Source organism: Bacillus sp. BC05(2025) (assembly GCF_056725905.1).
Genome location: NZ_JBWYRA010000001.1, coordinates 1,080,012 through 1,106,707, shown reverse-complemented (window position 1 = coordinate 1,106,707; position 26,696 = coordinate 1,080,012). Strand labels below are relative to the sequence as shown.

Here is a 26,696-nt window from a genome sequence, read left to right as displayed (position 1 = left end):
GGCCCCTGAGGTCCGGTAGGTCCAGGAGGCCCGCCAGAAGGTCCGGTAGGTCCAGTAACTCCTATACCAGTGGCACCGGTAGCACCCGTGTTACCTTGAGGTCCAGTGGCACCGGTAGCACCTGTGTTACCTTGAACACCCTGAGGTCCAGTAGCACCTGTATTACCTTGAGGTCCCTGAGATCCAGTAGCACCTGTATTACCTTGAGGTCCAGTAGCACCCGTGTTACCTTGAACACCCTGAGGCCCAGTGGCACCGGTAGCGCCTGTGTTACCTCGAGGTCCAGTGGCACCAGTAGCGCCTGTGTTACCTTGAGGTCCAGTGGCACCAGTAGCGCCTGTGCTACCTCGAGGTCCAGTGGCACCAGTAGCGCCTGTGTTACCTCGAGGTCCAGTGGCACCAGTAGCGCCTGTGTTACCTTGAGGTCCAGTGGCACCAGTAGCGCCTGTGTTACCTTGAGGTCCAGTGGCACCAGTAGCCCCTGTGCTACCTCGAGGTCCAGTGGCACCAGTAGCGCCTGTGCTACCTCGAGGTCCAGTGGCACCAGTAGCGCCTGTGTTACCTCGAGGTCCGGTGGCACCAGTAGCGCCTGTTGGCCCTGTTGGCCCTGTAGGTCCTTGAATAAATGAAGCAGAATTAACTAGAGCGGTTTGTAATGCTGCTATTAATTTAAGAAGCTCTTGAAGTGTGCAAGGGTCGATTCGGAATAATTTTGTAATGTATAGTAAATAATTAATTAGATTTTGAAGCTCGATAAATACCGCGCTTGCTACGAAAGTTGGATTTTTTAATATAGTTATTAAGTTTTTAATAATAGCTAACCCTTGTGCTTTCAGGGAGGAAGTAGCGTCTAGTGAACAAATAAATTTACTTAGTAGGTTCAATGTATCAATTAGATCTTCAATATTTTGAGGAGATGGATTTGCGAAAAGTTTTGGAATGATTTTTGTTAAATCAATAATGATTGCGCGGAATGTTCTAAGTTGTGCCTTAGTAACTGGGATTGATGGAGTATTTGGGATTCGTCCAGCGCTACTTGGAAAGCATGGTTTGGAGAATTTGTTCTGACTGTCGTTATAATGAGACATTAAATCTCTCCTTTCTCATGAGGATATGAACGAAACTCATCATAGTAGATGCAAAAATTAGTTAAATGGTCATAGTAAAATCGTTTGTTTAAAGAAAAAATAGAAAAAACGCCTTAGGATAAGGCGTTTTTTCTATTTTCTGCGTATTGATAATATCGTTTGAGTGAAACCTTGGATTTGAAACCAGCTAGTTTTATAATTTCTGACTCGGGGGTTTCTTTTTTTATTAAGTTTAAAATATAGGTGTTACGAAAATGTTGTCCTGAGATTCCTTTTCGTAAATTAGCTCTAGATACTTCAAGGCGAATCATTTTTTGGATAGCGATTTCTGTTAATCCCTTTGGTGCATCATTTTCGTATACCCATCTGTATGTTCCGCGATTAAAATCAAATGCAATAAATAATGGATCATTACTATGGTATTTTGGACGAACGGGCTCTGGGATGCTTTTGTAATAAGTATACAGTTGTTTTTTGTCTTCGTTAGTTAATGTAATTGTTCTTTCTACCCCTGCGGTTGCTGGGATAGATAATGCATTCGTTTCAAAGTGGACGTGATTCATAGTTAATGCTGTAAGTTCCTGTAAGGATAATCCATAGTCAATTAGCAAATTTAAAATAGCGATATTACGATCCATCAATAAAGGGCGTACAGGACGTTGTTTTTCTGAAAGCCCTTCTAATGAAGTGACTATATGTTTTAATCTTTTTTCTTCATCAGATGAAATGAAATCTTCATTGCGGAGTGTGCGGTCTGGCTGAATAGAAATTTCCATGTTCTTTAATGGGTTAGGGATGTTTAGAAAGTGATGCATTCTATTTAATACAATAAATACACGGTGCATCGTTTTCTCTGAGTAATGTCGATTCTTTTTTAACTCGGAAAAGTAATCTTCGTAGTCTTTTGTACAAAGTGTAGCCCATATATTACTGGAAGGGAGCTTTTTGTTTTTTTCTAACCAATGTCCGAAATCTTCAATGTCATAAACATAACGTTTAATGGTTGAAGGTTTTCGGCCTTTATTCAATAAAAAAATAGAAAAGGCTTGTATTGTATCATGGAATTCCGTTGTCTCCATAGTCCCACCACCTTCATTATTTCTTATATTATAGCAAACTTTTCTGAAAATAGTCATTTGCAAGGGAGACAAGAATAATAATATTTGGTGAGTGGATAAAATGAGGTGATTGTATGGAACAATCGATGCGAAAGAAAAATAATAATCAAATTAACATTGTGTTAAATCATCGAAAAAAAATTTCTTTACCGGCCGCAGAAAATAAAACGGAAATTTCAAGTGAAACTACTACGAAACATGAGATGCTGCAAAGAATTGAAGAAGAGATGGGAAAGCTCGTTGGGATGGATGATATAAAGAAGATAATAAAAGAAATATATGCTTGGATCTATGTGAATAAAAAAAGACAAGAAATAGGATTGAAGTCTGAGAAACAAGTACTTCATATGTTATTTAAAGGGAATCCAGGTACAGGGAAGACAACTGTTGCTAGAATGATAGGGAAATTGTTATTTGAGATGAATATTCTATCAAAAGGGCACTTAGTTGAAGCTGAACGTGCGGATCTTGTAGGAGAGTACATCGGTCATACAGCTCAAAAGACAAGAGATTTAATAAAAAAAGCGATGGGAGGGATTTTGTTTATTGATGAGGCGTATTCATTAGCCCGGGGAGGAGAAAAAGATTTTGGAAAAGAAGCGATTGATACGCTCGTAAAACATATGGAAGATAAACAACACGGGTTTGTGTTGATTTTAGCAGGTTATTCAAGAGAGATGAATCATTTTCTTTCATTGAATCCAGGACTGCAATCCCGTTTTCCATTTATAATTGAGTTTGCGGATTACTCAGTAAATCAACTGTTAGAAATAGGGAAGAGGATGTATGAAGAACGTGAATATCAGTTATCGAAAGAGGCTGAATGGAAATTTAGAGATCATTTACATGCTGTAAAGTATTCGTCGCAAATTACATCGTTTAGTAATGGACGATATGTCCGGAATATTGTTGAAAAATCGATTCGTACACAAGCCATGCGGTTGTTGCAAGAGGATGCGTACGATAAATATGATTTGATTGGAATATCAAGTAGTGATTTGATGCTTGAAGAGGAGACGCACAGTACGTAAACTGTGCGTCTGTTTTTTCTGTATAAGTGCTTTTATTATTTTTTTGCTTTTTCTTGATAAGATTTATGGAAGTGTTCCATTTTAGTGCTTTTTTCGTGTGCAGAAGTAGGGTCATGTCCAATTTGTCCTACTGAGCTTTTTTGAGCCCCTTTATTAACGTGGTTTGTCATTTGTATTCACCTCACTTTGAGAATTAGTATAAACATTATGTAAAGAAAAACTCATTAGAAAAGAAAAACCTCTTTACAATCTGTAAAGAGGTTGGATTGCTATTTATGCATTGAACGTTCGTTTGTGTCGATGCGTCTATGCGGTAAATGCCATTTGTAATGAATAGAAATCATGCGGAAGCAAACAATTAAAATGAATAAGGTGTATAGAGCCCAATCGCTAACAATAATGTGAGCGCCAATTAAGAAACCTGCCAGAATCGTCCAAAAAGCATATACATCAGCTCGAAGAACGAGAGGTTTTCTACGGGCTAAAAGATCGCGGATAATACCGCCGCCAATACCAGTTAAAACAGCTGCTACGATTGTAGCGCTAATTGGTAAATTTAATTTTTGTGCGTATAATGCCCCTTGTACGGCAAATGCTGATAAGCCAATAGCATCAGTGATATTTTCCCACTTTTTCCAGTGTCTAATTAATTTATTTGGAAAAAGAAAAATAATTGTCATTGATAAAAGTGCGATTTGGAATAACATGTCTTGTTGCCAAAACGCGACAATCGGATAACCGATTAATAAATTACGAAGGGCACCTCCCCCAAATGCGGTTGCCATTCCTAAAATATACACCCCGAAAATATCATAATCCTCTTCCATTGCAACAATGGCTCCGCTTAATGCGAAAGCGATTGTGCCTATGATGCTAAAAATCTCCCATGCCATGAATTTTCTCCCCCGCTAACTAGATGAAATGTGCTTCCTCTGCTATTATATTAGAAGGTTTAAATTTCGAAAAGGATGAGTGAACATATTTGATGGAAGAAAAAGAAAAAGTCATATTAGTGGGCTGTCAATTGCCGCAAGATGATGATGAAAAGTTTATGCATTCCATGAAAGAGCTTGCATCGCTAGCGAAGACTGCACGAGCAGAATTGTTAGTGTCTACAACGCAAAAACGACCGAAGTTTCATCCGGCGACTTATATAGGTAAAGGTAAATTAGAAGAGCTTACAATATTAACTGAAGAATTAGAACCGGATGTTATCGTATTTAATAACGAATTAACGCCGAGTCAAATTCGGAATTTATCCTCAGTGTTAGATGCGAGGGTAATTGATCGAACACAACTCATATTAGATATTTTTGCGCAACGTGCGAAGTCGAGAGAAGGTAAGCTTCAAGTAGAATTAGCTCAGTTGCAATATACAATGCCGCGTCTTATGGGGCAAGGATTGTCTTTATCGCGTCTTGGTGGTGGTATTGGAACGAGAGGACCGGGCGAGACGAAACTTGAGACGGATCGTCGTCATATTCGATCACGCATTGATGAAATAAAGAAACAACTTGCGGTTGTTGTGGAACATCGAAAAAGATATCGTGAGAGAAGAAAAGATAATAAGGTATTTCAAGTTTCATTAATAGGATATACAAATGCAGGAAAATCTACACTGTTTAATAGATTAACGGAAGCTGATACATTTGAAGAAAACTTGTTGTTTGCAACGCTAGACCCGACAACAAGGAAGATGCCGTTACCCTCTGGTTATACAGTATTACTAACTGATACGGTTGGTTTTATACAGGATTTACCTACGTCGTTAATTGCTGCTTTTCGTTCCACATTAGAAGAAGCGGGTGAAGCGGATGTTATCTTACATGTTGTTGATTCTGCAGATCCTAATTATGTAGGGCACGAGAAAACGGTAAAACAATTATTGTCAGAACTCGAAATTAATCATATTCCTATTATTACGTTATATAATAAAAAAGATGAATTACATCAAAACTTTATTCCGTTTCCGAAAAATGACTTCTTAATGACTAGTGCTTTTGAAGAAAATGATCTATTACATATAAAAGAAGCGATAGAAACGAAAATGAAGGAAGAAATGAATCGTTATCATGTGGAAATTCCTCCTAGTGAGGGTAAGTTGTTAACGTTATTAAAGACAGAAACACTATTAACAAAGATGGAGTTTTTGGAAGATAAATTTGTATATGATTGTGAAGGGTATATTTTTGCTCATTCATCGCTTAATGTGCAATTAAAGAGATTTTTAGTGGAAGAAGGAGAAAATAAAAATGTTTGATCGTTTGAAAAATGGAGAAAAAATTGCTCCAATCGTAAAAGAAGTAGAGAACCAAATTACAGAAATACATAAACGTGCGGATGAAGTAATTGAAAGTAATCAGTTTCGTGTATTAGAAAGTTTTCGTAAACATAAAATTAGCGATTCGCATTTTATTCCGACGACAGGTTACGGTTATGATGATATTGGCCGTGATACGTTAGAAAAAGTGTATGCAGATGTATTTGGAGCGGAAGCTGGCCTTGTTCGTCCGCAAATTATTTCAGGTACACACGCTATTTCTACGGCGTTATTCGGTATTTTACGTCCAGGAGATGAGTTATTGTACATAACTGGCAAGCCGTATGATACGTTAGAAGAAATCGTTGGTGTACGCGGAAAAGGCGTAGGTTCATTTAAAGAATATAATATTGGCTATAATGCAGTTCCGCTTACTGAAGAGGGGCTTGTTGATTTTGAAGCTGTTGCAGCTGCTATTCATAGTAATACGAAGATGATTGGTATACAGCGCTCAAAAGGTTATGCTACTCGTCCGTCATTTACTATTTCTCAAATTCAAGAGATGATAGCATTCGTTAAAGAAATTAAACCAGATGTTATTGTATTTGTAGATAACTGTTATGGCGAGTTTATTGAAGAGCAAGAGCCATGTCATGTTGGTGCAGATTTAATGGCAGGTTCGCTTATTAAAAACCCAGGTGGTGGAATTGTTAAAACTGGTGGTTACATTGTTGGTAAAGAACAGTATGTTGAAGCGTGTGCATATCGTTTAACATCTCCGGGAATCGGTGCGGAAGCAGGGGCATCTTTATACAGTCTACAAGAAATGTATCAAGGTTTCTTCTTAGCGCCGCATGTAGCAGGACAAGCGCTAAAAGGTGCGATTTTTACAGCTGCATTTTTAGAAAAGTTAGGAATGAATACATCACCAGCATGGAATGCACCAAGAACAGATTTAATTCAGTCTGTTCAATTTGATGATAAAGATCGCATGATTGCATTCTGCCAAGCGATTCAATATGCATCTCCGATTAATTCTCACTTCACTCCATATGCTAACTATATGCCGGGGTATGAAGATGATGTAATTATGGCTGCGGGAACGTTTATTCAAGGTGCAAGTATTGAATTGTCTGCGGATGGTCCAATTCGTCCGCCGTATGTTGCTTACGTGCAAGGTGGATTAACTTATTCACATGTGAAAATTGCGATTTGTTCTGCAATTGATTCATTAATTGAAAAAGAATTACTAACAATTTCTTAAAGGGAAGCTGTCGATTTCGACAGCTTTTTTCGCATGAAAGTAATGATTTATTTCATTAGAAAAAAGAATGAAAAAATTTTTAAAAAAATCATGTAAGAAAAGCTAACATCTATTGACACTAAACATAACATGGTATAAAATGAGAAGCAGTTAAGGCGAAGGAGGAACTGAAACAATGAAAGAAGATAGACGTTCTGCTCCGCTGTTTCCTATTAGTATTGTTATGGATTTAACACAATTATCTGCACGTCAAATTCGCTACTATGAAGAGCATAATCTTGTTTCTCCAACCCGTACAAAGGGGAATCGTAGATTATTTTCATTTAACGATGTAGATAAGTTGTTAGAGATTAAAGATTTATTAGATCAAGGCTTGAATATGGCTGGTATTAAACAAGTGTTACTAATGAAAGAAAATCAAACAGAAGCAGTGAAAGTAAAAGAAGAAACGAAAGAAATTTCAAAAACTGAGCTTCGCAAAATACTTCGAGACGAACTACAACATACAGGTAGATTTAATCGAACTTCATTGCGACAAGGTGACATTTCAAGGTTTTTTCACTAAAGACAGCTGATTCTGAAGGTGTTTAGAGGGACTAAGGAGGAATTTATAATGGCTAGGTACACAAAAGAAGATATTTTCCGTTTGGCGAAAGAAGAGAATGTAAAGTATATCCGCTTACAATTTACGGATCTTTTAGGAGTAATTAAAAACGTAGAAATTCCAGTGAGCCAATTAACAAAAGCTCTTGATAACAAAATGATGTTTGATGGATCTTCTATTGAAGGTTTCGTACGTATTGAAGAATCTGATATGTACTTATATCCAGATTTAGATACTTGGGTTATCTTCCCTTGGACAGCTGAAAAAGGTAAAGTAGCTCGATTAATCTGTGATATTTACAATGCAGATGGTACTCCATTTGAAGGAGATCCACGTAACAACTTAAAACGTGTATTAAAAGAAATGGAAGCTTTAGGATTCTCAGATTTCAATCTTGGACCAGAGCCAGAATTCTTCCTATTCAAAGTAGATGAAAAAGGAAATCCGACATTAGAATTAAACGATAACGGTGGATACTTCGACCTTGCGCCGATGGATCTAGGGGAAAACTGTCGTCGTGATATCGTTCTTGAACTTGAAGAAATGGGCTTTGAAATTGAAGCGTCTCACCATGAAGTTGCTCCAGGGCAGCACGAAATTGATTTCAAATATGCAAATGCAATTCGCTCATGTGATGACATTCAAACATTCAAACTTGTTGTAAAAACAATTGCTCGAAAACACGGTTTACACGCAACGTTTATGCCAAAACCATTATACGGTGTGAACGGTTCAGGTATGCACTGTAACTTATCGCTATTCAAAAATGGCGAGAACGTATTCTTCGATCAAAATGGTGACTTACAATTAAGTGATGATGCTCGTCACTTCATCGCAGGTATTTTAAAACATGCACCAGCATTTACAGCGGTAGCAAACCCAACTGTAAACTCTTACAAGCGTTTAGTACCTGGATACGAAGCTCCTTGTTACGTAGCATGGTCTGCACAAAACCGTAGCCCATTAGTACGTATCCCTGCATCTCGTGGTATTAGTACACGCGTAGAAGTACGTAGTGTTGACCCAGCTGCAAACCCATATTTAGTAATGGCTACATTATTAGCTGCAGGTCTTGACGGAATTAAAAACAAATTAACTCCACCAGCTGCAGTAGACCGTAACATCTACGTAATGACAAAAGAAGAGCGCGAAGAAGCAGGTATCGTTGACTTACCAGCAACATTAGCGCAAGCTTTAGTTACATTACAATCGAATGAAGTAATTAGTAACGCATTAGGAGATCACTTACTTGAGCACTTCATCGAAGCGAAAGAAATTGAGTGGGATATCTTTAGAACGCAAGTTCACCAATGGGAACGCGATCAGTATATGTCTCTATACTAAGAGAGGGAAAAGCCTTGATGCTACGGTATCAGGGCTTTTTTTATTTGTCCGAAAAAATAGAGGCTTGTGAAATGAATTGGATAGGTGCCCACAAAATGTCCGAAAAAATCATTGTGGATTATTAAGAATACATGCTAAATATGAATGAAAATGTGCAAATTGAAATATGGTGCGGATGTATTTAATTCGAATATTAAGTATTGAAAAGTATAGTACCTTGCAATAAATAATACTAAGTGGTATATTATGGATAATAACAGTACCGTGTATTGAATAGTACTGAAATGAGAAAGGGGGATTGACCTTGAACGTTCAGTTTAAAAAAGGTGTGTTAGAACTGTGTGTACTGGCACTTGTGAAACGTAAAGATTGTTACGGTTATGAACTTGTTCAGCAAATCTCAAATAAATTTTTAATATCGGAAGGGTCAGTGTATCCTTTGTTACGTCGTTTAACGAAAGAAGGATATTTTCAAACGTATTTGAAAGAATCTACGGAGGGGCCACCTCGTAAATATTATCAACTAACTGAGCAAGGGGAAACGCAACTGAATTTGTTAGTAACGGAGTGGCGTGATTTTGTAAAAGGCGTACAAGAAATTATTGAAGGGGTGGAATGGGATGAGTAAAGAACAGTTTCTTAAAGAATTATCAAGTCATCTTAGAAAGTTACCGGAAGAAGAGAGGAAAGATATTTTATTAGATTATGAAGAGCATTTTCAGTTTGGGAAAGAAGAGGGAAAAACTGAGTCAGAAATAATAAAGGGCCTTGGCTCTCCGAAAATAATTGCGAAAGACTTACTTGCGATGTATCGATTTGATGAGATGAAAAAAGATCCATCAACTTCAAATGTGACAAGAGCTGTCATGGCAGCAATTGGACTTAGTTTGTTTAATTTCATAATTGTGTTAGGCCCGTTATTTGCAATTATTGCTTTTATATTTTCCTTTTGGGTCGGTGGGATTGCTAGTGTAGTGACACCATTTTTCATTATTGGAAAAGTATTTATGGGTACTTTTATATGGTTGGATGTATTCGTTAGTATAACGTTTGTTGGAGTAGGTTTGTTGTTATGTATGATCGCTTATTATAGTACGAAGTGGTTTAAAAGGCTATGCGTACGTTATGTCATATGGAACTTCAAAATGATAAAAGGGGAGTAGATGATGAAAAAAATATTGTTAGTAGCAATCGCTTGTATCATTATTGGAGTTATAGGGATTTCACAAACATATGAAAAAGCAGTACAAACTGCAGAAGAAGGAAATAAAGAAGACGTAATTAAAAACGAAACAATAAAAAATATAGAAGTTAAGTTAGATGCTGGGGATATTGTTGTTCAAAAATCTTCTGACTCTTCTTTTTATGTAAAGCAATCAGGGGATGTACGTAAACAAAAGATTCGTATAGCTGAAGATGGTGACACATTAAAAATTATTGGGGAAAGAGAAAAAGGTGATTCATTTGATTTTTCTTTTTACGATTTTAGGTTTCAAACGTCAACAGTGACTATATTTGTACCAGAACGTTCTTACAAAGAGATAAAAGTAAATTCATCCGCTGGACAAATAGAAATGAGTGATGTAAACAGTGAGCATGTAACTGTTGGGACCCTCGCTGGAGAAGTAGATTTGAAACATGTCACGGCAAAAAGTGTGGAAGGATCTTCAAAAGCTGGAGAGCTGAGCTTTAAAAAGGTAATAGGAAAAGTAACTGCGAAAACGGCTAGTGGAGAAGTGCATATTATGGATCATGATCCTAAATATGATGTAGAGGCAAGCTCAACTGCTGGAGATGTAGATATTACTTTATTAGAAAAACCACAAGATGCAGTTATAACTGGGCAAAGTGCAGCTGGCGAAGTGATGATTTTTAATGAAGAAAATAAAAATGTAAAAATTGGAAATGGTAGTAAAAAGATTAGTGGTAAAACAGCAGCTGGCGATGTGACGATTAAAACGCGTTCATAAGAAATAGAATGTATGAAAATCTATCAAAATACAAAAAAGAAGATAATTACCGTATGTAAATAAGGTAATTATCTTCTTTTATTATGTTTAATGTAAATCACGATATACGCCAATTACTTTACCGATAACTGACACTTGTTTTAAAATGATAGGTTCTAATGAAGAGTTTTCCGGTTGTAGACGGAAATGGTCTTTTTCTTTATAGAAACGTTTAACAGTTGCTTCGTTATCTTCTGTTAAAGCAACTACAATTTCACCATTATATGCAGACTGTTGTTGGCGAACAACAACTAAATCTCCATCGAAAATACCAGCTTCAATCATACTATCTCCAGAAATACGTAACATGAACACTTGGTCTGCTCCAGCAACAATGCTAGCTGGAAGTGGGAAGTGATCTTCTACACTTTCAACTGCTGTAATCGGTAATCCGGCAGTAACTTTTCCGACAATTGGAACTTGAATAACAGATTGTGTTTCTGTATCCATTCGATCGTCACCTAAAATTTCAATTGCACGTGGTTTTGTTGGATCGCGTCGAATGTATCCTTTTTCTTCTAATCTTGATAAATGTCCGTGCACTGTAGAACTAGAAGCGAGGCCGACTGCTTGACCGATTTCACGTACGGAAGGTGGATATCCTTTTTCTTGTACTTTTAGCTTAATAAAGTCGAGAATGTCTTGCTGGCGTTTCGTTAACTTTTCCATGTTTTCTAACACCTCGTTTTCTTTCATTTTTCTTATTAATAAGTATAACATGCGAAAAAACATTCTACAAACATAAGTTCGAACAAAAGGCGAATTTATGTTAAACTGGAGGGAAATAATAGTGAGAAAGAGGGGTTCATAATGAATGCAATTATTTATGCGCGTGTGAGTACAACAAAAGAAGCACAAGAAACGTCATTATTACGTCAAAAAGATGAATTATTGCATTTAGCAGAGCGCTATCAAATGAATGTTACTAAGGTGATTGAAGAGCAGGCTAGTGGCTATATAATTGAGCGTGAGGGCATATTAGAAGTGCTAGATACAATTCGAGACGAACAAATTGATGTGCTACTTATACAAGATGAAACGCGCCTTGGTAGAGGGAATGCAAAGATTGCGTTAATGCACTGTTTACATAAAGAAGGAATAAAAGTATATACGCATACGCATAATGGAGAATTGCAATTGTCGGATTCTGATTCAATGGTATTAGATATTATTGGTATTGTTGAAGAGTATCAAAGAAAGATTCATAACTTGAAAATTAAACGTGGTATGCAACGAGCAGTTGAAAAAGGCTATCGTCCAGAAAATAATTTAAAGAACCGTCATTTAAGCGTAGGACGAGAGAAGAAAGAAGTGCCGATTGAGGAAATTGTACGTTTGCGTAAGAGTGAACTTACTTTCGAAGAAATTGCGGCAACGCTTCGCGGCTTTGGTCATAATGTTTCAAAAGCGACTGTACATCGTAGATATGTAGAGTATACAAAGCAATTGCTTGATAAAGAAGAGTAACTATTGTATGATAATAATCAGTTTTGATTAGAAGGGGGATTCGAGATGCTTAGTCACGAACTCGTTGAACGCATTAACTTCTTAGCGAAAAAAGCAAAAGCTGAAGGTTTAACTGAAGAAGAACAACGTGAGCGTCAATCGCTACGTGAACAATATTTAAAAGGATTTCGTCAAAATATGTTAAACGAACTTAAAGGAATTAAAGTCGTTAATGAACAAGGTACTGACGTTACACCGGCGAAATTAAAAGCTTTAAAAAAGCAAGATAATGCAAAATTAAACTAAAAGATGGGCGAAGCCCATCTTTTTTATTTATTATATTCGTTATTTAATAACTTTCCAGTTGTTATTAACCGTTGCTTCTATCTTTTTATTTTTCAAAATATAATTAGCGATCAGTTCAGACATATCTGTTGGTATGTCTTTTATTACGGGCTTATTTTGGAACATAAAGAAGTTTCCTCCGCCGCTTGCGCGATAATTATTCATAACGACGTCATATTCTTCATCCATATTAAGCGGAGCGCCTTTGTATTGTAAAGATTTGACCCTTTCGCCAATAGGTTTGGAAATGTTTAATACGTACGAAATCCCTTCCCACATATCGTAATTATAGTGTTGCGGTTTTGGTTCTAAGAAGGTAGGGTTTACGATGATGGATCCATCTGCATGTAATGTGAAATAAGAAGCTGAGAGTTCTAGGGCATCTTTTATATCCGCTCCAGTTATTCTAATTACTTGTAATGTATTTGGATAAATATAATTAGAAACGATGTCACGCATTGTTACATGTTCCGGGAAACCTGGAGATGTATTATGGAACAAGCTTGTACAAGAAATTGATACATTAGCTATATCCATCTGTATTTTATTTATGAATTCAATAAAAGGATGGTCTTGCAAACGAGTTTGCATAGCGTCTGAAATTTGCATGTCCCCATAGATGAATCCAATAGGTTGATCGAGCCAATTTTGTGTTTTCTCTTCATAATCGGCAACTAAGGAAAGAATATGTTGGTCCGCCGCAATTCCTTGCACGGGCAATAATTGTGAATAACTCTCTTTTTTCACCCATTTTTGTTCTGTTTTTTCAAATGTTATTGCTATTTTTCCAACGGAGTGTCCATTGCATCCGGTCTGTAAAATTGTTACACCATTTATTACGGTGTCAGCGATTTCTCGGTGTTGGTGACCTGTTAGCAAAATATCTATTCCTTCAATTTCATGGCACATTGCATATCCTTGGTTTTCACCTGTTAAAACTTCAGTCGGTACCCCGGTTTGTAAATCGCGTTCAAATCCTCCATGATACGCTACGACTAATAAATCTGGTTTCTCGTGTTCGTGAATGTAAGAAACCCACTTTTTTGTTGATTCTAATGCATTTTCAAATTGTAAATCTTGAATGTGGTGGGGTTGTTCCCAATTAGGAATGTAATGCGTTGTCATCCCTAAAATAGCAATTTTTATATTTGATTCAATCTGTTTTATTATATATGGTTTTCCGAAATAAGATTCTTTGCTGTTTTTATCTAAAATATTTGCTGATAAATACGGGAAGTTGGCAGTAGAAATAGCATGATTTAATACATCCATTCCATAATTAAATTCATGATTCCCAATCACTGCAGCGTCATAACGTAAATAGTTTGCTATTAATGACATTGGGTTTTTCTTATCTTTTTCATATGTAGCGTAATGATAAGTAAAGGGTGTTCCTTGTATGAAGTCACCATTATCAATTAATAGGACGTTTCTATTTTGGGAACGTTCTTTTTTTATAAGAGTAGAAATTTTAGCTAAACCAATTTCAGCTTTGGAGTTATCTTGATAGTGAATTGGATAAACAGTACCATGTATATCACTTGTTAATAAGATGTTTAAAGTTACAATTTGATTTTGATTCAATATCATTCACCTTTTCTATTATTATCTACTAGTTAAGCATATCAAATATATGAAGAGAATTTTAATGAGAGTGTATAGAATGTGTAAAGATTCTGTAAATAAGCAATTATTAATAAAAATGTGTGATATATTTCTTCATGTTCACGGAAGGTAATTTATAACAATAAAAATGGAGGCATTAATATGTTTAAAAAAGTTTTTGCAATGAGCACAACAGTTGTGCTAGCAGCGGGATTATTAAGTGGCTGTGGAACGAAGGAATCAAGCGCAAGTAAAAATGAAGATACGAAAAAAGGGTATGTACCGAAGACTTTAAATGTTCAATTTGTTCCTTCTCAAAATGCAGACACGTTAGAGGCGAAGGCTAAACCACTTGAGAAGCTATTAAGTGATAAATTAAATATTCCGGTAAAAGTTAGTATTTCAACGAATTACAATACAATTGTAGAAGCGATGGCATCTAAGCAAGTAGATGTAGGCTTTTTACCTCCAACAGCGTATGTGCTAGCACATGAGAAAAAGGCTGCAAACGTAATTTTACAAGCGCAACGTTTTGGAGTAGATGATGAAACAGGAGCACCTACAAAGGATTTAGTAGACTTTTATAAATCTGAGTTTGTAGTTAAGAAAGATTCAAACATTAATAGTGTAAAAGATTTAAAAGGTAAAAAAATTGGTTATCAAGATGTAACGTCATCAGCGGGATATGTATGGCCTGCGGCTGTACTACTAAAAGAGGGCGTTGATCCGTTAAAAGATGTGAAACCTATTACATTAAAAGGTCACGATCAGTCGCTTATTGCTCTTTTAAATGGTGATGTAGATGCAGCTGTTGTATTCCAAGATGCTCGTAATATTGTAAAAAAAGATTATCCAAATATATTTGATCAAACGAAAATAGTGAAATTTACAGAGAAGATTCCAAACGATACGATTTCGGTACGCTCTGATTTAGATGCAGAGTGGAGTAAGAAATTACAGGATGCTTTCATTGAAATAGGAAAGAATGAGGAAGGTCACAAAATCATTAAAGAAGTATATTCACATGAAGGATATGTTAAATCCGATGATAGTAAATTTGATATCGTTCGTGAATATGGAAAGAAAGTAAAAACGCAATAATACATATGGAAATGGCGGCTAACTGGAAGGATATGTTTTCAGTTAGCTTGCAGTTTTGAATACATAGAAGGTAGGTAAGATGAGTGATAGAGTTTCGAAATGTCTCTAAAGTGTATCCGAACGGTACAAAAGGGTTGAATCATATAAACTTGAACATTCAAAAAGGTGAGTTTGTTGTAATGGTAGGGCTGTCTGGTGCTGGAAAATCTACACTTCTAAGATCAGTAAATCGCCTTCATGAGATTACAGAAGGTGAAATCATGATTGAAGGTGAGTCTATTACTGCTGCGAAAGGAAAAAGTTTACGCCGCATGCGCCGGGATATTGGTATGATTTTTCAAAGTTTTAACCTTGTAAAGCGATCAACGGTATTGAAAAATGTGTTAGCTGGACGTGTTGGGTATCATTCGACTTTGCGTACAACGTTAGGTCTATTTCCAAAGGAGGACTTGGAGCTTGCCTTTCAATCGTTAAAAAGAGTAAATATTTTAGAAAAAGCATATGCACGAGCTGATGAATTATCAGGAGGGCAACAGCAACGTGTATCGATTGCTAGAGCGTTGGCGCAAGAAGCAAAAATCATATTGGCAGATGAACCTGTTGCATCGTTAGATCCGCTCACAACAAAGCAAGTATTAGATGATTTGAAAAAAATTAATGAAGATTTTGGGATTACAACAATTGTAAACTTACATTCTATTGATTTAGCTAGGCAATATGCGACTCGTATTATTGGATTACATGCGGGTGAAATTGTTTTTGATGGTTCAGTAGAAGAGGCGACAGATGAAAAGTTTGCTGAAATTTATGGAGACGTTGCGCAGAAAAGTGATTTATTAGAGGTGGCAGTTAAATGAATGACGTGACGATATATTCGAAAGCGATACCGAAGCCGCCGGGTAAGTTGAAACATATGTTAACGGCTATTCTAGTCATTTTGCTGTTGTGGGGAAGTTGTGTACAGGTCGACGCATCATTTTCAAAACTAGTAGTGGGTTTTCCTAATATGATGGATTTGTTAAAAGAGATGGTGCCGCCTGATTGGAGTTATTTTCAATTTATTACAACAGCGATGTTAGATACAATACGTATGGCGATTATTGGGACGACTTTAGGAGCGATTTTAGCTATTCCACTGGCAATATTTGCGGCAAGTAATGTATTTACTAGTACATTCTTGTACGGTCCAGCTCGATTGATTTTAAATTTTATTCGAACGATACCAGATTTATTATTAGCGGCAATTTTCGTAGCTATTTTTGGAATAGGACCACTTCCAGGTATTTTAGCTCTTACTTTTTTCTCAATTGGGCTCGTGGCGAAATTGTTGTATGAGTCAATTGAATCAATTGATCCAGGCCCGTTAGAAGCGATGACAGCAGTAGGAGCAAATAAAGTACAATGGATTGTGTATGGGGTAATTCCGCAGGTGAAAGCACATTTTGTCTCCTATGTTCTTTATACATTTGAGGTGAACGTACGTGCAGCAGCTGTTTTAGGTTTAGTAGGAGCAGGTGGTATCGGATTATATTATGATCGTACACTTGGCTTTTTACAATATCAACAAACTGCATCTATTATTATCTATACCCTTGTTGTTGTTTTGTTAATTGACTACATTAGTACATTATTGCGGGAGAAACTATAATGAGTAGAACGACGATGATTGTGCCAAAACCGAAAAAACCGAGTATATATCGCTGGATTATTTTAATAGCACTTACATTTGTATATGTATGGGCTTTTTCAGGTGTACCGTTAGAAGGAATCAAAGATACGGCGGGAGAGATTACAAAAGCAATTATGACAGGTGTATTGAATCCGGATTGGTCGTATGTATCTTTGCCAGATGGTGAAGATTTAGTACATGGTTTAATTGATACGTTGGCAATTGCGATATTAGGTACATTTATTTCTGCCTTTTTATCTGTTCCATTCGCTTTTTGGGCGGCAACGAATATGAGTAGTGGAAAATTAACTTCGGGAACTGGGAAATTTGTACTTAGTTTTGTCCGTACATTTCCTGAATTAGTTATGGCCCTTTTATTTATAAAAGCTGTTGGACCAGGTTCTTTTGCCGGCGTTCTAGCTTTAGGGTTACACTCTATTGGAATGTTAGGGAAATTATATTCCGAAGGAATTGAAAATATAGATAAGGGGCCAACAGAGGCGTTGATAGCAACAGGCGCAAACCGGTTTCAAATACTTTGGTATGCAGTATTGCCACAAGTATTACCAGATTTTCTATCGTATACGTTATACAGGTTCGAAATTAATGTACGAGCCGCTGCTATTTTAGGTGTTATTGGAGCAGGTGGGATTGGCACGCCTCTAATTTTTGCACTGAGTTCACGCAATTGGTCTCGTGTAGGAATTATTTTATTAGGTATCATTTTAATGGTTATTATCATTGACTTTATTTCAAGTTCGATACGGAAGAAAATTGTATAAGTTATTTTAAAAGCACCTACAAAAGGTGCTTTTTTATATAATTAAGAATAATGAATGTAGACATTATGGAAAAACAGGAGGGATATTTTGGCTTTACAACATGATTTTGTATTTGTTTCAAATGAAAAAAAGGATTAGATTTTAAAGATATAGATTGGATTGAACTTTGTTTTCTATATAAAGAAGAGGCAACGATAGATGAGTGTGTTGTATTAAGTGATGAGCTAATCGTATATCTATTAGATTTCATTCATTGGATTCCGACCTATAATCCAGCGAAAAGAGCAGAAGGATTCGGAATTCACTATTATGGTATTACGAAAATAGAACAGCGAGGGGCAGTGATAGCAGAACAGTTATTTTGTTCGCTCGTTAGCATGTTTTCTTTAGCACCAGAAATAATCGAATTGACAGGACAGTTTCAATGGGAAAATGATAATAATACGGATGGAGAATATGAAAGATACGTATTTAATCGAAATAAATTATGCCAAGGTTTACGGTCGTTTATTTCTTTGCTTCGTAGAGTGAAAAATGGGGAAGGATATATTTTGCATTATGGAATTTAAAATTGATGAATAAATATACAGATAATTCTCTTTCTTTTTAAAATAAAAACAATGAAAAAGTATGTCATATTGAATGCCCATACATTCGCGAAATCATTGATTTTTTTATAAAAAATCAAAAAAACATCAACATATTTGTCGATACATGTTGTATAATCTTGCGTGGGAAGCTATCATATAAATGTATAAAACGTTTACTAATATAAGCGAAGGGAAGAATAGCATGTCACATTCAATCGAACAACTTTCTATCAACACGATTCGCACATTATCCATCGATGCGATTGAAAAAGCAAACTCTGGTCACCCAGGAATGCCAATGGGTGCAGCACCAATGGCTTATACATTATGGACTCAATTTATGAAACACAATCCAAATAACCCAACGTGGTTTAACCGTGATCGTTTCGTATTATCTGCAGGTCATGGTTCAATGTTATTATACAGCCTACTTCACCTATCTGGTTATGATGTAACAATGGATGACTTAAAGAACTTCCGTCAATGGGGAAGCAAAACTCCAGGACATCCTGAGTACGGTCATACACCTGGTGTAGACGCAACTACTGGTCCACTTGGACAAGGTATTTCAACTGCTGTAGGTATGGCAATGGCTGAAAGACATTTAGCTGCTAAATATAACCGTGATGCGTATAATGTAGTAGATCATTATACATACGCTATTTGTGGTGATGGAGATTTAATGGAAGGCGTTTCTGCTGAAGCATCTTCATTAGCTGCTCATTTACAATTAGGTCGTCTTGTTGTGCTTTACGATTCAAACGATATTTCATTAGATGGCGATTTAAATCGTTCATTCTCTGAAAGTGTAGAAGATCGTTACAAAGCATACGGATGGCAAGTAATCCGTGTTGAGGATGGAAACGATATTGAAGCTATCGCGAAAGCAATCGAAGAAGCGAAAGCTGACGAAAAACGCCCAACGCTAATTGAAGTAAGAACGACAATTGGTTTCGGTTCTCCAAACAAATCAGGAAAATCAGCTTCACATGGTTCTCCACTTGGTGTAGAAGAAACAAAGTTAACGAAAGAAGCATATGCTTGGACTGCTGAGCAAGATTTCCATGTAGCAGAAGAAGTATATGACAACTTCCGTAAAACAGTACAAGATGTTGGTGAAACTGCACAAGCAGAGTGGAACACGATGCTAGGTGAATATGCACAAGCATACCCAGAATTAGCAAACGAACTACAAGCTGCAATGAATGGCCAACTTCCAGAAGGTTGGGAGAAAAACTTACCAACTTATGAACTAGGATCAAAAGCAGCAACTCGTAATTCTTCAGGTGCTGTAATTAATGCAATTGCAGAGTCTGTACCATCATTCTTTGGTGGATCTGCTGACCTTGCTGGTTCTAACAAAACATACATGAATAACGAAAAAGACTTTACAAGAGATGATTACAGCGGTAAAAACATTTGGTACGGTGTTCGTGAGTTCGCGATGGGTGCAGCAATGAACGGTATTGCACTACATGGCGGTTTAAAAACTTACGGTGGTACGTTCTTCGTATTCTCAGACTACTTACGTCCAGCAATTCGTCTTGCAGCATTAATGCAATTGCCAGTAACGTATGTATTCACACACGACAGTATCGCTGTTGGTGAAGATGGCCCAACACATGAACCAATCGAGCAATTAGCAGCGCTACGTGCAATGCCAAATGTATCTGTTATTCGTCCAGCTGACGGTAACGAATCTGTTGCAGCTTGGAGACTAGCTCTAGAATCTACAAACAAACCAACTGCTTTAGTATTAACTCGTCAAGACCTTCCAACATTAGAAGGTGCAAAAGATGATACGTATGAAAAAGTAGCAAAAGGTGCATATGTAGTTTCTGCAAGCAAGAAGGAAACAGCTGATGTAATCTTACTTGCAACTGGATCTGAAGTAAGTCTAGCTATTGAAGCACAAAAAGCTCTAGCGGCAGACGGCGTTGACGCATCTGTTGTCAGCATGCCATCTATGGATCGCTTTGAAGCTCAAACAGCTGAGTATAAAGAGTCTGTATTACCAAAAGCAGTAACAAAACGTTTCGCAATCGAAATGGGTGCTACATTCGGATGGCACCGTTACGTAGGTCTTGAAGGAGATGTGTTAGGTATCGATACATTCGGTGCTTCTGCTCCTGGTGAGAAGATTATGGAAGAGTATGGATTTACTGTAGAGAACGTTGTTCGTAAAGTAAAAGAAATGCTTTAATGATTTTAGAAAAATCTCTCCGGCATGGAGAGGTTTTTCTATGTAAATGAGTTTTTTCGACAGAAAAAGTTTTTTATCTCTCCGCAGTCAGACAATCATTGCAAATTTTCTTCTATATAATGAAGAGAAAAGGTTGTCCAGATTGGGAGGCGAAAGATGAAAACGTATGAATTGTATTTAATTCAAGAGGATATTGCGAAAGCTTACTTTGGTCGTGAATATTTATTTTTTGATTTATTTGCTCGATTTTCAGAATCTGGGTCCCTTTCGGAGAAAAAAGTGTTATATAAACAAATGATGTATATAACGATGCCATTACAAGTAATGAAAATTCATCATAAATTAGAACAAGCTTTGCGCGTTCTTGGTAAATATGATCGAACACATCATACACATACACTTTATACAGGAGCGGAATATGGCGAAATAATGGTGAAACCACACTATATCCGCATGAATACCTCTGGAAATGTCTCCATGGAAACGACTTTCTTTGAGGTGCTAAGGAAGTGTGAATTAACATTTTTAGCTATGGATTATGAAAATACAAAGTACGGATGGTTGAATCCTCTAAAACAAGTACGAACATATGTGTAAAAAATGTCGAATTGTATCTTGTCTTATTGAAAAGGTTTTAGTACACTGTAAGGTAGACAACATGAAGGAGGAAAATATATGCCAATTTGGTTAGGTATTCTAGTGGGCGTAGTAGCACTAGTAGCAGGCGTGGCGTTAGGATTTTTCATTGCCCGCAAATACATGATGAATTACTTACAAAAAAATCCACCAATTAATGAACAAATGTTAAAAATGATGATGATGCAAATGGGACAAAAACCTTCCCAAAAGAAAATCAATCAAATGATGAGCGCGATGAACAAGCAACAAATGAAATAAGCGCTAAAAGACACTCGCTAAGAGTGTCTTTTCTTTTTGTTAGTTATAGAGTTTAAAACTTTTAAAAATTCTGTATTTTTGATAAACTGAAAACATCGCTCATTTTAAGGAAGGGGGAAAAATATGAAAGTGTTTATGAATTTAGCTTGGTTTTTTAAACAAGAAAAACGAGCGTACATAACCGGAATTATTTTATTATTTGGCGTTGCACTTTTAGAACTTGTCGCACCAAAAGTAATTGGGATTGTTGTAGATGAAATTAATGATGGAACATTAACGACTGATAAGTTACTAAAATGGGTTGTACTCTTAGTAGTCGTAGGTATTACGATGTACATATTACGTTACGTGTGGCGTATTATGATTTTCGGATCTTCATTAAAGTTAGCTCGTCAATTACGTAAGAATTTGTATGAACATTTTACAAAGATGAGTCCATCTTTCTATCAGTCAAATCGCACAGGTGATTTAATGGCACACGCGACCAATGATATTCAAGCAATTCAACAAACTGCTGGAGCGGGCGTTTTAACACTTGTTGATTCATTAGCTGTTGGGGGATGTGTACTCGTAGCGATGGGCTTTACAATTAGTTGGAAGTTAACATTGTTAAGCTTAATTCCTATGCCGATTGTAGCAATTTCAACAAATTATTACGGAACATTATTGCATAAAAGGTTTCATAAAGCACAGCAATCGTTTTCGGAAATCAATGATAAAGTGCAAGAGAGTATGAGCGGGATGAAGGTAATTCGATCGCTTGGACAAGAGAAAGAAGATTTACAAGCGTTCCGAAAAAAATCAGAAGATGTCGTACATAAAAATATGTTAGTTGCACGTATTGATTCGTTATTTGATCCGACAATCTCTCTTATCGTTGGATTTTCTTTTTTAATTGCAGTGTGTTATGGATCCGTATTAGTTGTGAGAGGTGAATTAACTGTAGGTGACCTTGTTACATTTACAACGTATTTAGGTACACTAGTCTGGCCAATGTTAGCGTTTGGATGGCTGTTTAATATTATGGAGCGTGGACGTGCTTCGTATGACCGTGTAGAGAAAATTCTCTCTCAAAAATCAGATGTAGTAAATAGAGAAAATGCTGTGCATACAATAGCGAGTGGTGATGTTTCATTTGCGGTCGAGTCGTTTTCGTATAAGAAAAATGAACTGTTACATTTAACGGATATTCACTTTGATTTGAAGAAAGGGGAAACGTTAGGGATTGTAGGGCGTACAGGTGCAGGGAAAACGACTTTATTAAAATGTTTAATCCGTGAGTATGATCATTTTAATGGTGAATTAAAAGTTGGAGAGCGGGATATTCGCGATGTAACACTTTACGGTGTCCGTTCTGCCATTTCATATGTGCCGCAAGATCATTTTTTATTTTCAGCAAGTATTGGGGAGAATATCGCCTTTGGAAAGGCGGATGCTACATATAATGAAATTACCCGTGCTGCAGAGATTGCTTGTATTCACAATGACATCCTTCAATTTTCAGAAGGATATGAAACAGTAGTAGGAGAAAGAGGCGTTTCGTTATCTGGAGGCCAAAAACAGAGGATTTCTATTGCGCGTGCTTTATTAACGGATGCTGAAATTTTAATTTTGGATGATTGTTTATCAGCAGTAGACGCAAAAACAGAAGAAACGATTTTAAATGCATTAAAGAGGGAAAGAGCAGGGAAAACAACGATTATTACTGCTCATCGCTTAAGTGCAATTCAACATGCCAATCTTATTCTTGTTGTGGATGAGGGCAGAATTGTGCAACGGGGTACACATGAACAACTAATGAAAGAACATGGTTGGTATAAAGAAATGTATGAGAGCCAGCAGTTAGAAGCATTAGTCGAGAAAGGAGGCGTATGATGGCTGAGAAAAAACAGAGCGATTTAAGAAGATTGCTTTCTTATATGAGGCCATATAAAGGACTGTTAGCATTAGCATTTTTATTTCTAGTTGGTGCAACTGTAACGGAAATGATGGGTCCTTTTTTAATTAAACAATTTCTTGATGAACACTTAGTACCACGTAACTTTGATCAATCAGCACTTGTTACTCTATTTGTAGTGTATATTGTTGCTCACTTATTAAAAGTATTATTTACTTATTTAGACTTGTTATATTTTCAAAATATCGCTTTTAAAATTGTTCAAGATATGCGTGTTGAAGTATATGAGCATGTTCAAAAGTTGTCATTAAGTTTCTTTGATCGTACGCCGATTGGTACGCTCGTATCGCGCATAACGAATGATACAGAAGCAATTAAAGATTTTTATGTCAGTGTATTATCAACATTTGTTAAAAATATCGTATTTTTAGTAGGGATTTTAGTAGCGATGTTTTTATTAAATGTAAAATTAGCGCTATTTTCTCTCGTATTAATTCCGATAATGTTTGCGATTATGGTGCTATATCGCCGGAAAAGTGCAGCTTTTTATTTAGAAGTCCGTAATCAATTAAGTGTGTTAAATGCAAAGTTAAACGAGTCCATTCAAGGGATGAATATTGTTCAAGTGTTCAGACAAGAAAAGCGTATGAGAAAAGAGTTTGAAGAAGTGAATACTAAACATTATAGTGCAGGGCGACGTACATTAAAGTTAGATGCATTGCTTTTACGTCCAGCAACTGATTTAGTTCATATTGTAGCTATTGCGTTAGTACTTGGTTTATTTGGAATTGATGCTTTGAAGAGTCCTGTTGAAGTAGGCGTTTTATATGCATTTGTTAACTATATACATCGTTTTTTCCAGCCTGTAAATGAGATGATGATGAAATTATCATTTTTCCAACAGGCACTTGTTTCATCATCACGTGTATTTCACTTAATGGATGAGAAAGATTTAGCGCCAGTTCAAAAAGGGGATGGAAATCCTCAAGTTATTAATGGAGATATTGAATTTAAAAATGTTACTTTTTCGTATGATGGAAAACGTGATGTTTTAAAAAATGTATCATTTCACGTGAAACAAGGGCAAACGGTTGCTTTCGTTGGACACACTGGTAGTGGAAAAAGTACCATTATGAATTTGTTAATGCGATTTTACAATATTAAGTCCGGAAATATTGTAATAGATGGTGTAGAGTTAGAGGAATTTGAAGAACAAGAAATTAGAAAGAAAATAGGACTTGTATTGCAAGATGCATTTTTATTTGCGGGAAATGTAAAACAAAATATTCGTATGTATAATGAAGAAATTACGGATGAAGAAGTAAAAGAAGCGGCACAATTTGTGCAAGCGAATACGTTTATTGAAAGATTACCAGAGCAGTATGAAACGGAAGTAGTAGAAAGAGGAGCTGCATTTTCTAGTGGTCAACGACAATTAATTGCTTTTGCTAGAACGATAGCAACGAATCCGAAAGTATTAGTATTAGATGAAGCAACAGCAAATATTGATACAGAAACTGAAGATGCGATCCAAACAGCGTTACAGAAAATGCGAAAAGGACGGACGACGATAGCAATTGCACACAGATTATCTACTATACAAGATGCAGATCAAATCTTTGTTATGCATGATGGAGAGATAGTAGAAAGAGGGACACATCAAGAATTACTGAGTGAACAAGGGTTGTATTATAATATGTATTTACTACAAAATAAAGGAAGTTTACAAAAGGCCTTGTAAAATTACAAGGTCTTTTGACTGCGTGTGAAATTTTTACAAAAAATATAGGAATAACATAGTATAATGTAGTAGAAATATGAATGAAATAAAGGAGAAAAATATATGGATTATGTGCTAATAGGTGTAATTTTATTATTATTAGCTGCGGTATTCGTGCTGTTTTATAAAAATAAACAGCTAGAATCAGAGAGTCAGCAAGCGGAATTTGAAAAGAAACAAGCAATTGAAACGTACGAAAATGAAATTGCAGCTACGGTTACAGAACATAAAGAACAACAAAATACATTGAAAAATATGGAACAGAAGAAATACAATGATTTACAAATAAGTGCAGCTAGAGAACTTGAAAATATGCGTATGATGAAAAATCAATTAGCTGTGCAACATAGTAAAGAACGCAGTGAAATGCAAGAAAAACATAGTAATGAAATACATATGTTTCAAAAGTTAATTGCAGATTTGCGAGAGTATACGAAAAGTGGAGCTGAAGTAAGCACACACGAAACATTACAATATATGAAGCGTGGTTTCGTAGAGCAAGGCATAATACAAGATCATGAATTTCATATTATGCCGAATGTTTTTATTAGAAATCAGCATGGAGGAAATGACCTTCGAATTCATCATCTCGTCTTAACTAAAACGGGTATGTATGTACTTGAGACGAAAGAATGGACAGGGAAGTTAATTCATGGCTTAACGAAAGAAAATGCTAGTATATATTCATTTATGATTGATGAAATTGGTAAGTATCAACAAGAAGTAGAGAAAGAAGAGACGCTTGAATATATTACAGGTGAAGATTCATTAACGATACAAGTGAAAAATGAAGGGAACCCAGTATATAGAGCGAAGAAACTATCTCATATTCTATACAATTGTTTGAAAGAAATGCAAGTTGATATTGTAAAGGAAAACGTAAAACCGATTGTATATTTTTATAATGAGAATGGGAAAGAAGTGCTAGATCTTTCTGAAGAAAAAACGCTGAGATTAAAAGATAGAGAGCAAATTGTAACGTTCTTTAGAAATGAATTCTTAACGGGGAAAGTAATATATACAGGTCAAGAGTTAGAAAAACTTCGAGAGACTATCAATCGAATGAATTATATAATGAATTAAAAAGAGGTGGGATTTCTGAGTGCTATATTAAGGGGTATTTTGTATGTTTATATTTGTTTGTATATACTAATGTATCTTGCTTTTATGTTTATTATTGGTATGGCTCATACGTCATTAAGTGTAATGAGCGTTTTTATAATAGTCATGCCATTTGTTTTATTAGTTATGATTCAAAAGTCGATCTTATATATTGCTAAAAATCGTAATGAAGAAAAGAAGCAAATGTCGGGAGTGTTAATAGTAGCACTTGTTCCGTTAGTAGTATGTACTGCACAATTAAGTATGAATACATACACTTCAATGTTTAACCAAGATCGGTGGTTACATGCTGAAGATAAACGGGTACATATGGTAGATGATCTAATACAAAAATATAAATTAACAGGAAAATCAAATGAAGAAATTACACAATTATTAGGAACGCCTACTGAAACGAGAAATGGAGAAAACGGGGTTATCACTTTGTACTATCTGGGAACTGAACGTGGCTTTATTTCTATAGATAGTGAACATCTTGTTTTACAATTTGATAGAGATGGTAAAGTTGTGGAATATAAGGTGCATAGCGATTAAAGAAATG

General features: G+C 36.1%; 27 protein-coding genes and 1 pseudogene. 22 read left to right on the top strand and 6 right to left on the bottom strand.

Annotation, left to right across the window (positions count from 1 at the left end; genetic code table 11):
* Together ACZ76X_RS05760 and ACZ76X_RS05755 are read right to left on the bottom strand one after the other, a co-directional pair.
* The coding region (locus ACZ76X_RS05760; protein ID WP_479849845.1) for a collagen-like repeat preface domain-containing protein at window positions 1-1,088 on the bottom strand (1,088 nt) is incomplete at its 3' end.
* Between the two features lie 113 nt (window positions 1,089-1,201).
* A complete protein-coding gene (locus ACZ76X_RS05755; protein WP_479849844.1) occupies window positions 1,202-2,167 on the bottom strand; it encodes a tyrosine-type recombinase/integrase in 966 nt (321 codons plus the stop codon).
* Window positions 2,168-2,280: 113 nt separating this feature from the next.
* Here ACZ76X_RS05755 and spoVK point away from each other — a divergent pair, with 113 nt between their 5' ends.
* Complete coding sequence (gene spoVK, locus ACZ76X_RS05750; RefSeq protein WP_061658077.1) at window positions 2,281-3,237, top strand: stage V sporulation protein K; 957 nt, start codon at window positions 2,281-2,283, stop codon at window positions 3,235-3,237.
* 35 nt (window positions 3,238-3,272) lie between these two features.
* On the opposite strand, the gene ACZ76X_RS05745 is transcribed toward spoVK, so the two are convergent.
* Together ACZ76X_RS05745 and ACZ76X_RS05740 are read right to left on the bottom strand one after the other, a co-directional pair.
* Window positions 3,273-3,407 carry a hypothetical protein gene (locus ACZ76X_RS05745; protein WP_257152612.1) on the bottom strand — a complete coding sequence of 45 codons (135 nt, stop codon included), beginning with the start codon at window positions 3,405-3,407 and terminating at the stop codon, window positions 3,273-3,275.
* A gap of 99 nt (window positions 3,408-3,506) precedes the next feature.
* Window positions 3,507-4,130, bottom strand: coding sequence for a trimeric intracellular cation channel family protein (locus tag ACZ76X_RS05740; protein ID WP_061658078.1), 624 nt, complete (start codon window positions 4,128-4,130; stop codon window positions 3,507-3,509).
* Between the two features lie 92 nt (window positions 4,131-4,222).
* Here ACZ76X_RS05740 and hflX point away from each other — a divergent pair, with 92 nt between their 5' ends.
* The 7 genes from hflX to ACZ76X_RS05705 all read left to right on the top strand — a co-directional run bounded on the left by hflX (window position 4,223) and on the right by ACZ76X_RS05705 (window position 10,679).
* Complete coding sequence (gene hflX, locus ACZ76X_RS05735) at window positions 4,223-5,497, top strand: GTPase HflX (protein WP_479849879.1); 1,275 nt, start codon at window positions 4,223-4,225, stop codon at window positions 5,495-5,497.
* Complete coding sequence (locus ACZ76X_RS05730) at window positions 5,490-6,761, top strand: methionine gamma-lyase family protein (protein WP_479849843.1); 1,272 nt, start codon at window positions 5,490-5,492, stop codon at window positions 6,759-6,761. Before hflX ends, ACZ76X_RS05730 begins: the two co-directional genes overlap by 8 nt.
* A gap of 175 nt (window positions 6,762-6,936) precedes the next feature.
* Window positions 6,937-7,326 carry a transcriptional repressor GlnR gene (gene glnR / locus ACZ76X_RS05725; protein ID WP_001978453.1) on the top strand — a complete coding sequence of 130 codons (390 nt, stop codon included), beginning with the start codon at window positions 6,937-6,939 and terminating at the stop codon, window positions 7,324-7,326.
* Window positions 7,327-7,374: 48 nt separating this feature from the next.
* Entirely contained in the window at window positions 7,375-8,709 is a 1,335-nt protein-coding gene (gene glnA, locus ACZ76X_RS05720; RefSeq protein WP_000135328.1) for a type I glutamate--ammonia ligase, read from the top strand.
* Between the two features lie 304 nt (window positions 8,710-9,013).
* Window positions 9,014-9,337, top strand: coding sequence for a PadR family transcriptional regulator (locus ACZ76X_RS05715; RefSeq protein WP_479849842.1), 324 nt, complete (start codon window positions 9,014-9,016; stop codon window positions 9,335-9,337).
* Window positions 9,330-9,872, top strand: a complete 543-nt coding sequence (locus ACZ76X_RS05710) for a DUF1700 domain-containing protein (protein ID WP_479849841.1) — start codon at window positions 9,330-9,332, stop codon at window positions 9,870-9,872. Before ACZ76X_RS05715 ends, ACZ76X_RS05710 begins: the two co-directional genes overlap by 8 nt.
* Window positions 9,873-10,679: a DUF4097 family beta strand repeat-containing protein gene (locus ACZ76X_RS05705; RefSeq protein ID WP_479849840.1), complete on the top strand. Its 807-nt coding sequence runs from the start codon at window positions 9,873-9,875 to the stop codon at window positions 10,677-10,679. It abuts the gene before it with no gap.
* Window positions 10,680-10,766: 87 nt separating this feature from the next.
* Here the strand turns inward: ACZ76X_RS05705 and lexA are convergent, their stop codons facing one another.
* Window positions 10,767-11,387 carry a transcriptional repressor LexA gene (gene lexA, locus ACZ76X_RS05700; RefSeq protein ID WP_140970889.1) on the bottom strand — a complete coding sequence of 207 codons (621 nt, stop codon included), beginning with the start codon at window positions 11,385-11,387 and terminating at the stop codon, window positions 10,767-10,769.
* Between the two features lie 141 nt (window positions 11,388-11,528).
* On the opposite strand from lexA, the gene ACZ76X_RS05695 reads away from it, so the two are divergent.
* Window positions 11,529-12,185: a YneB family resolvase-like protein gene (locus ACZ76X_RS05695; RefSeq protein WP_479849839.1), complete on the top strand. Its 657-nt coding sequence runs from the start codon at window positions 11,529-11,531 to the stop codon at window positions 12,183-12,185.
* 45 nt (window positions 12,186-12,230) lie between these two features.
* Window positions 12,231-12,470 carry a DUF896 domain-containing protein gene (locus ACZ76X_RS05690; protein WP_000948565.1) on the top strand — a complete coding sequence of 80 codons (240 nt, stop codon included), beginning with the start codon at window positions 12,231-12,233 and terminating at the stop codon, window positions 12,468-12,470.
* 39 nt (window positions 12,471-12,509) lie between these two features.
* Here the strand turns inward: ACZ76X_RS05690 and ACZ76X_RS05685 are convergent, their stop codons facing one another.
* Window positions 12,510-14,093, bottom strand: coding sequence for a bifunctional metallophosphatase/5'-nucleotidase (locus tag ACZ76X_RS05685; protein WP_479849838.1), 1,584 nt, complete (start codon window positions 14,091-14,093; stop codon window positions 12,510-12,512).
* 183 nt (window positions 14,094-14,276) lie between these two features.
* Between ACZ76X_RS05685 and ACZ76X_RS05680 the strand changes: the two genes are divergently transcribed.
* The 12 genes and pseudogenes from ACZ76X_RS05680 (at window position 14,277) to ACZ76X_RS05625 (ending at window position 26,689) form a co-directional block, all read left to right on the top strand.
* A complete protein-coding gene (locus ACZ76X_RS05680) occupies window positions 14,277-15,215 on the top strand; it encodes a phosphate/phosphite/phosphonate ABC transporter substrate-binding protein (protein WP_479849837.1) in 939 nt (312 codons plus the stop codon).
* Window positions 15,216-15,298: 83 nt separating this feature from the next.
* Window positions 15,299-16,072: a phosphonate ABC transporter ATP-binding protein gene (gene phnC / locus ACZ76X_RS05675; RefSeq protein ID WP_479849836.1), complete on the top strand. Its 774-nt coding sequence runs from the start codon at window positions 15,299-15,301 to the stop codon at window positions 16,070-16,072.
* On the top strand, window positions 16,069-16,863 hold the full coding sequence (gene phnE / locus ACZ76X_RS05670) for a phosphonate ABC transporter, permease protein PhnE (RefSeq protein WP_479849835.1): 795 nt from the start codon (window positions 16,069-16,071) through the stop codon (window positions 16,861-16,863). The genes phnC and phnE (ACZ76X_RS05670) overlap by 4 nt, the downstream gene beginning before the upstream one ends.
* The gene (phnE, locus tag ACZ76X_RS05665) at window positions 16,863-17,666 is read left to right on the top strand and encodes a phosphonate ABC transporter, permease protein PhnE (protein ID WP_479849834.1); all 804 of its coding nucleotides are present in this window, start codon (window positions 16,863-16,865) and stop codon (window positions 17,664-17,666) included. The genes phnE (ACZ76X_RS05670) and phnE (ACZ76X_RS05665) overlap by 1 nt, the downstream gene beginning before the upstream one ends.
* A gap of 87 nt (window positions 17,667-17,753) precedes the next feature.
* Window positions 17,754-18,235: pseudogene (locus tag ACZ76X_RS05660) on the top strand (coproporphyrinogen III oxidase).
* A 223-nt stretch (window positions 18,236-18,458) separates the two neighbouring features.
* On the top strand, window positions 18,459-20,459 hold the full coding sequence (tkt, locus tag ACZ76X_RS05655) for a transketolase (RefSeq protein ID WP_479849833.1): 2,001 nt from the start codon (window positions 18,459-18,461) through the stop codon (window positions 20,457-20,459).
* 156 nt (window positions 20,460-20,615) lie between these two features.
* The gene (gene sirA, locus ACZ76X_RS05650; protein WP_000860645.1) at window positions 20,616-21,056 is read left to right on the top strand and encodes a sporulation inhibitor of replication protein SirA; all 441 of its coding nucleotides are present in this window, start codon (window positions 20,616-20,618) and stop codon (window positions 21,054-21,056) included.
* 78 nt (window positions 21,057-21,134) lie between these two features.
* Window positions 21,135-21,356 carry a YneF family protein gene (locus ACZ76X_RS05645; RefSeq protein ID WP_001123317.1) on the top strand — a complete coding sequence of 74 codons (222 nt, stop codon included), beginning with the start codon at window positions 21,135-21,137 and terminating at the stop codon, window positions 21,354-21,356.
* 123 nt (window positions 21,357-21,479) lie between these two features.
* Window positions 21,480-23,231: an ABC transporter ATP-binding protein gene (locus tag ACZ76X_RS05640; protein ID WP_479849832.1), complete on the top strand. Its 1,752-nt coding sequence runs from the start codon at window positions 21,480-21,482 to the stop codon at window positions 23,229-23,231.
* Window positions 23,231-24,994 carry an ABC transporter ATP-binding protein gene (locus tag ACZ76X_RS05635; protein ID WP_479849831.1) on the top strand — a complete coding sequence of 588 codons (1,764 nt, stop codon included), beginning with the start codon at window positions 23,231-23,233 and terminating at the stop codon, window positions 24,992-24,994. Before ACZ76X_RS05640 ends, ACZ76X_RS05635 begins: the two co-directional genes overlap by 1 nt.
* A 102-nt stretch (window positions 24,995-25,096) precedes the next feature.
* Entirely contained in the window at window positions 25,097-26,116 is a 1,020-nt protein-coding gene (locus ACZ76X_RS05630; RefSeq protein ID WP_479849830.1) for a nuclease-related domain-containing protein, read from the top strand.
* Between the two features lie 6 nt (window positions 26,117-26,122).
* A complete protein-coding gene (locus tag ACZ76X_RS05625) occupies window positions 26,123-26,689 on the top strand; it encodes a hypothetical protein (protein WP_479849829.1) in 567 nt (188 codons plus the stop codon).
* Window positions 26,690-26,696 lie beyond the last annotated feature (7 nt).

Coding starts and splice junctions, on each gene's coding strand:
- tkt (WP_479849833.1), top strand. CDS start 18,459: ATGTCACATTCAATCGAACAACTTTCTATCAACACGATTCGCACATTA.
- ACZ76X_RS05745 (WP_257152612.1), bottom strand. CDS start 3,407: ATGACAAACCACGTTAATAAAGGGGCTCAAAAAAGCTCAGTAGGACAA.
- ACZ76X_RS05690 (WP_000948565.1), top strand. CDS start 12,231: ATGCTTAGTCACGAACTCGTTGAACGCATTAACTTCTTAGCGAAAAAA.
- ACZ76X_RS05645 (WP_001123317.1), top strand. CDS start 21,135: ATGCCAATTTGGTTAGGTATTCTAGTGGGCGTAGTAGCACTAGTAGCA.
- ACZ76X_RS05705 (WP_479849840.1), top strand. CDS start 9,873: ATGATGAAAAAAATATTGTTAGTAGCAATCGCTTGTATCATTATTGGA.
- ACZ76X_RS05755 (WP_479849844.1), bottom strand. CDS start 2,167: ATGGAGACAACGGAATTCCATGATACAATACAAGCCTTTTCTATTTTT.
- ACZ76X_RS05730 (WP_479849843.1), top strand. CDS start 5,490: ATGTTTGATCGTTTGAAAAATGGAGAAAAAATTGCTCCAATCGTAAAA.
- sirA (WP_000860645.1), top strand. CDS start 20,616: ATGAAAACGTATGAATTGTATTTAATTCAAGAGGATATTGCGAAAGCT.
- hflX (WP_479849879.1), top strand. CDS start 4,223: ATGGAAGAAAAAGAAAAAGTCATATTAGTGGGCTGTCAATTGCCGCAA.
- ACZ76X_RS05640 (WP_479849832.1), top strand. CDS start 21,480: ATGAAAGTGTTTATGAATTTAGCTTGGTTTTTTAAACAAGAAAAACGA.
- ACZ76X_RS05680 (WP_479849837.1), top strand. CDS start 14,277: ATGTTTAAAAAAGTTTTTGCAATGAGCACAACAGTTGTGCTAGCAGCG.
- ACZ76X_RS05630 (WP_479849830.1), top strand. CDS start 25,097: ATGGATTATGTGCTAATAGGTGTAATTTTATTATTATTAGCTGCGGTA.
- spoVK (WP_061658077.1), top strand. CDS start 2,281: ATGGAACAATCGATGCGAAAGAAAAATAATAATCAAATTAACATTGTG.
- lexA (WP_140970889.1), bottom strand. CDS start 11,387: ATGGAAAAGTTAACGAAACGCCAGCAAGACATTCTCGACTTTATTAAG.
- phnE (WP_479849835.1), top strand. CDS start 16,069: ATGAATGACGTGACGATATATTCGAAAGCGATACCGAAGCCGCCGGGT.
- phnE (WP_479849834.1), top strand. CDS start 16,863: ATGAGTAGAACGACGATGATTGTGCCAAAACCGAAAAAACCGAGTATA.
- ACZ76X_RS05695 (WP_479849839.1), top strand. CDS start 11,529: ATGAATGCAATTATTTATGCGCGTGTGAGTACAACAAAAGAAGCACAA.
- glnR (WP_001978453.1), top strand. CDS start 6,937: ATGAAAGAAGATAGACGTTCTGCTCCGCTGTTTCCTATTAGTATTGTT.
- ACZ76X_RS05740 (WP_061658078.1), bottom strand. CDS start 4,130: ATGGCATGGGAGATTTTTAGCATCATAGGCACAATCGCTTTCGCATTA.
- ACZ76X_RS05710 (WP_479849841.1), top strand. CDS start 9,330: ATGAGTAAAGAACAGTTTCTTAAAGAATTATCAAGTCATCTTAGAAAG.
- ACZ76X_RS05635 (WP_479849831.1), top strand. CDS start 23,231: ATGGCTGAGAAAAAACAGAGCGATTTAAGAAGATTGCTTTCTTATATG.
- glnA (WP_000135328.1), top strand. CDS start 7,375: ATGGCTAGGTACACAAAAGAAGATATTTTCCGTTTGGCGAAAGAAGAG.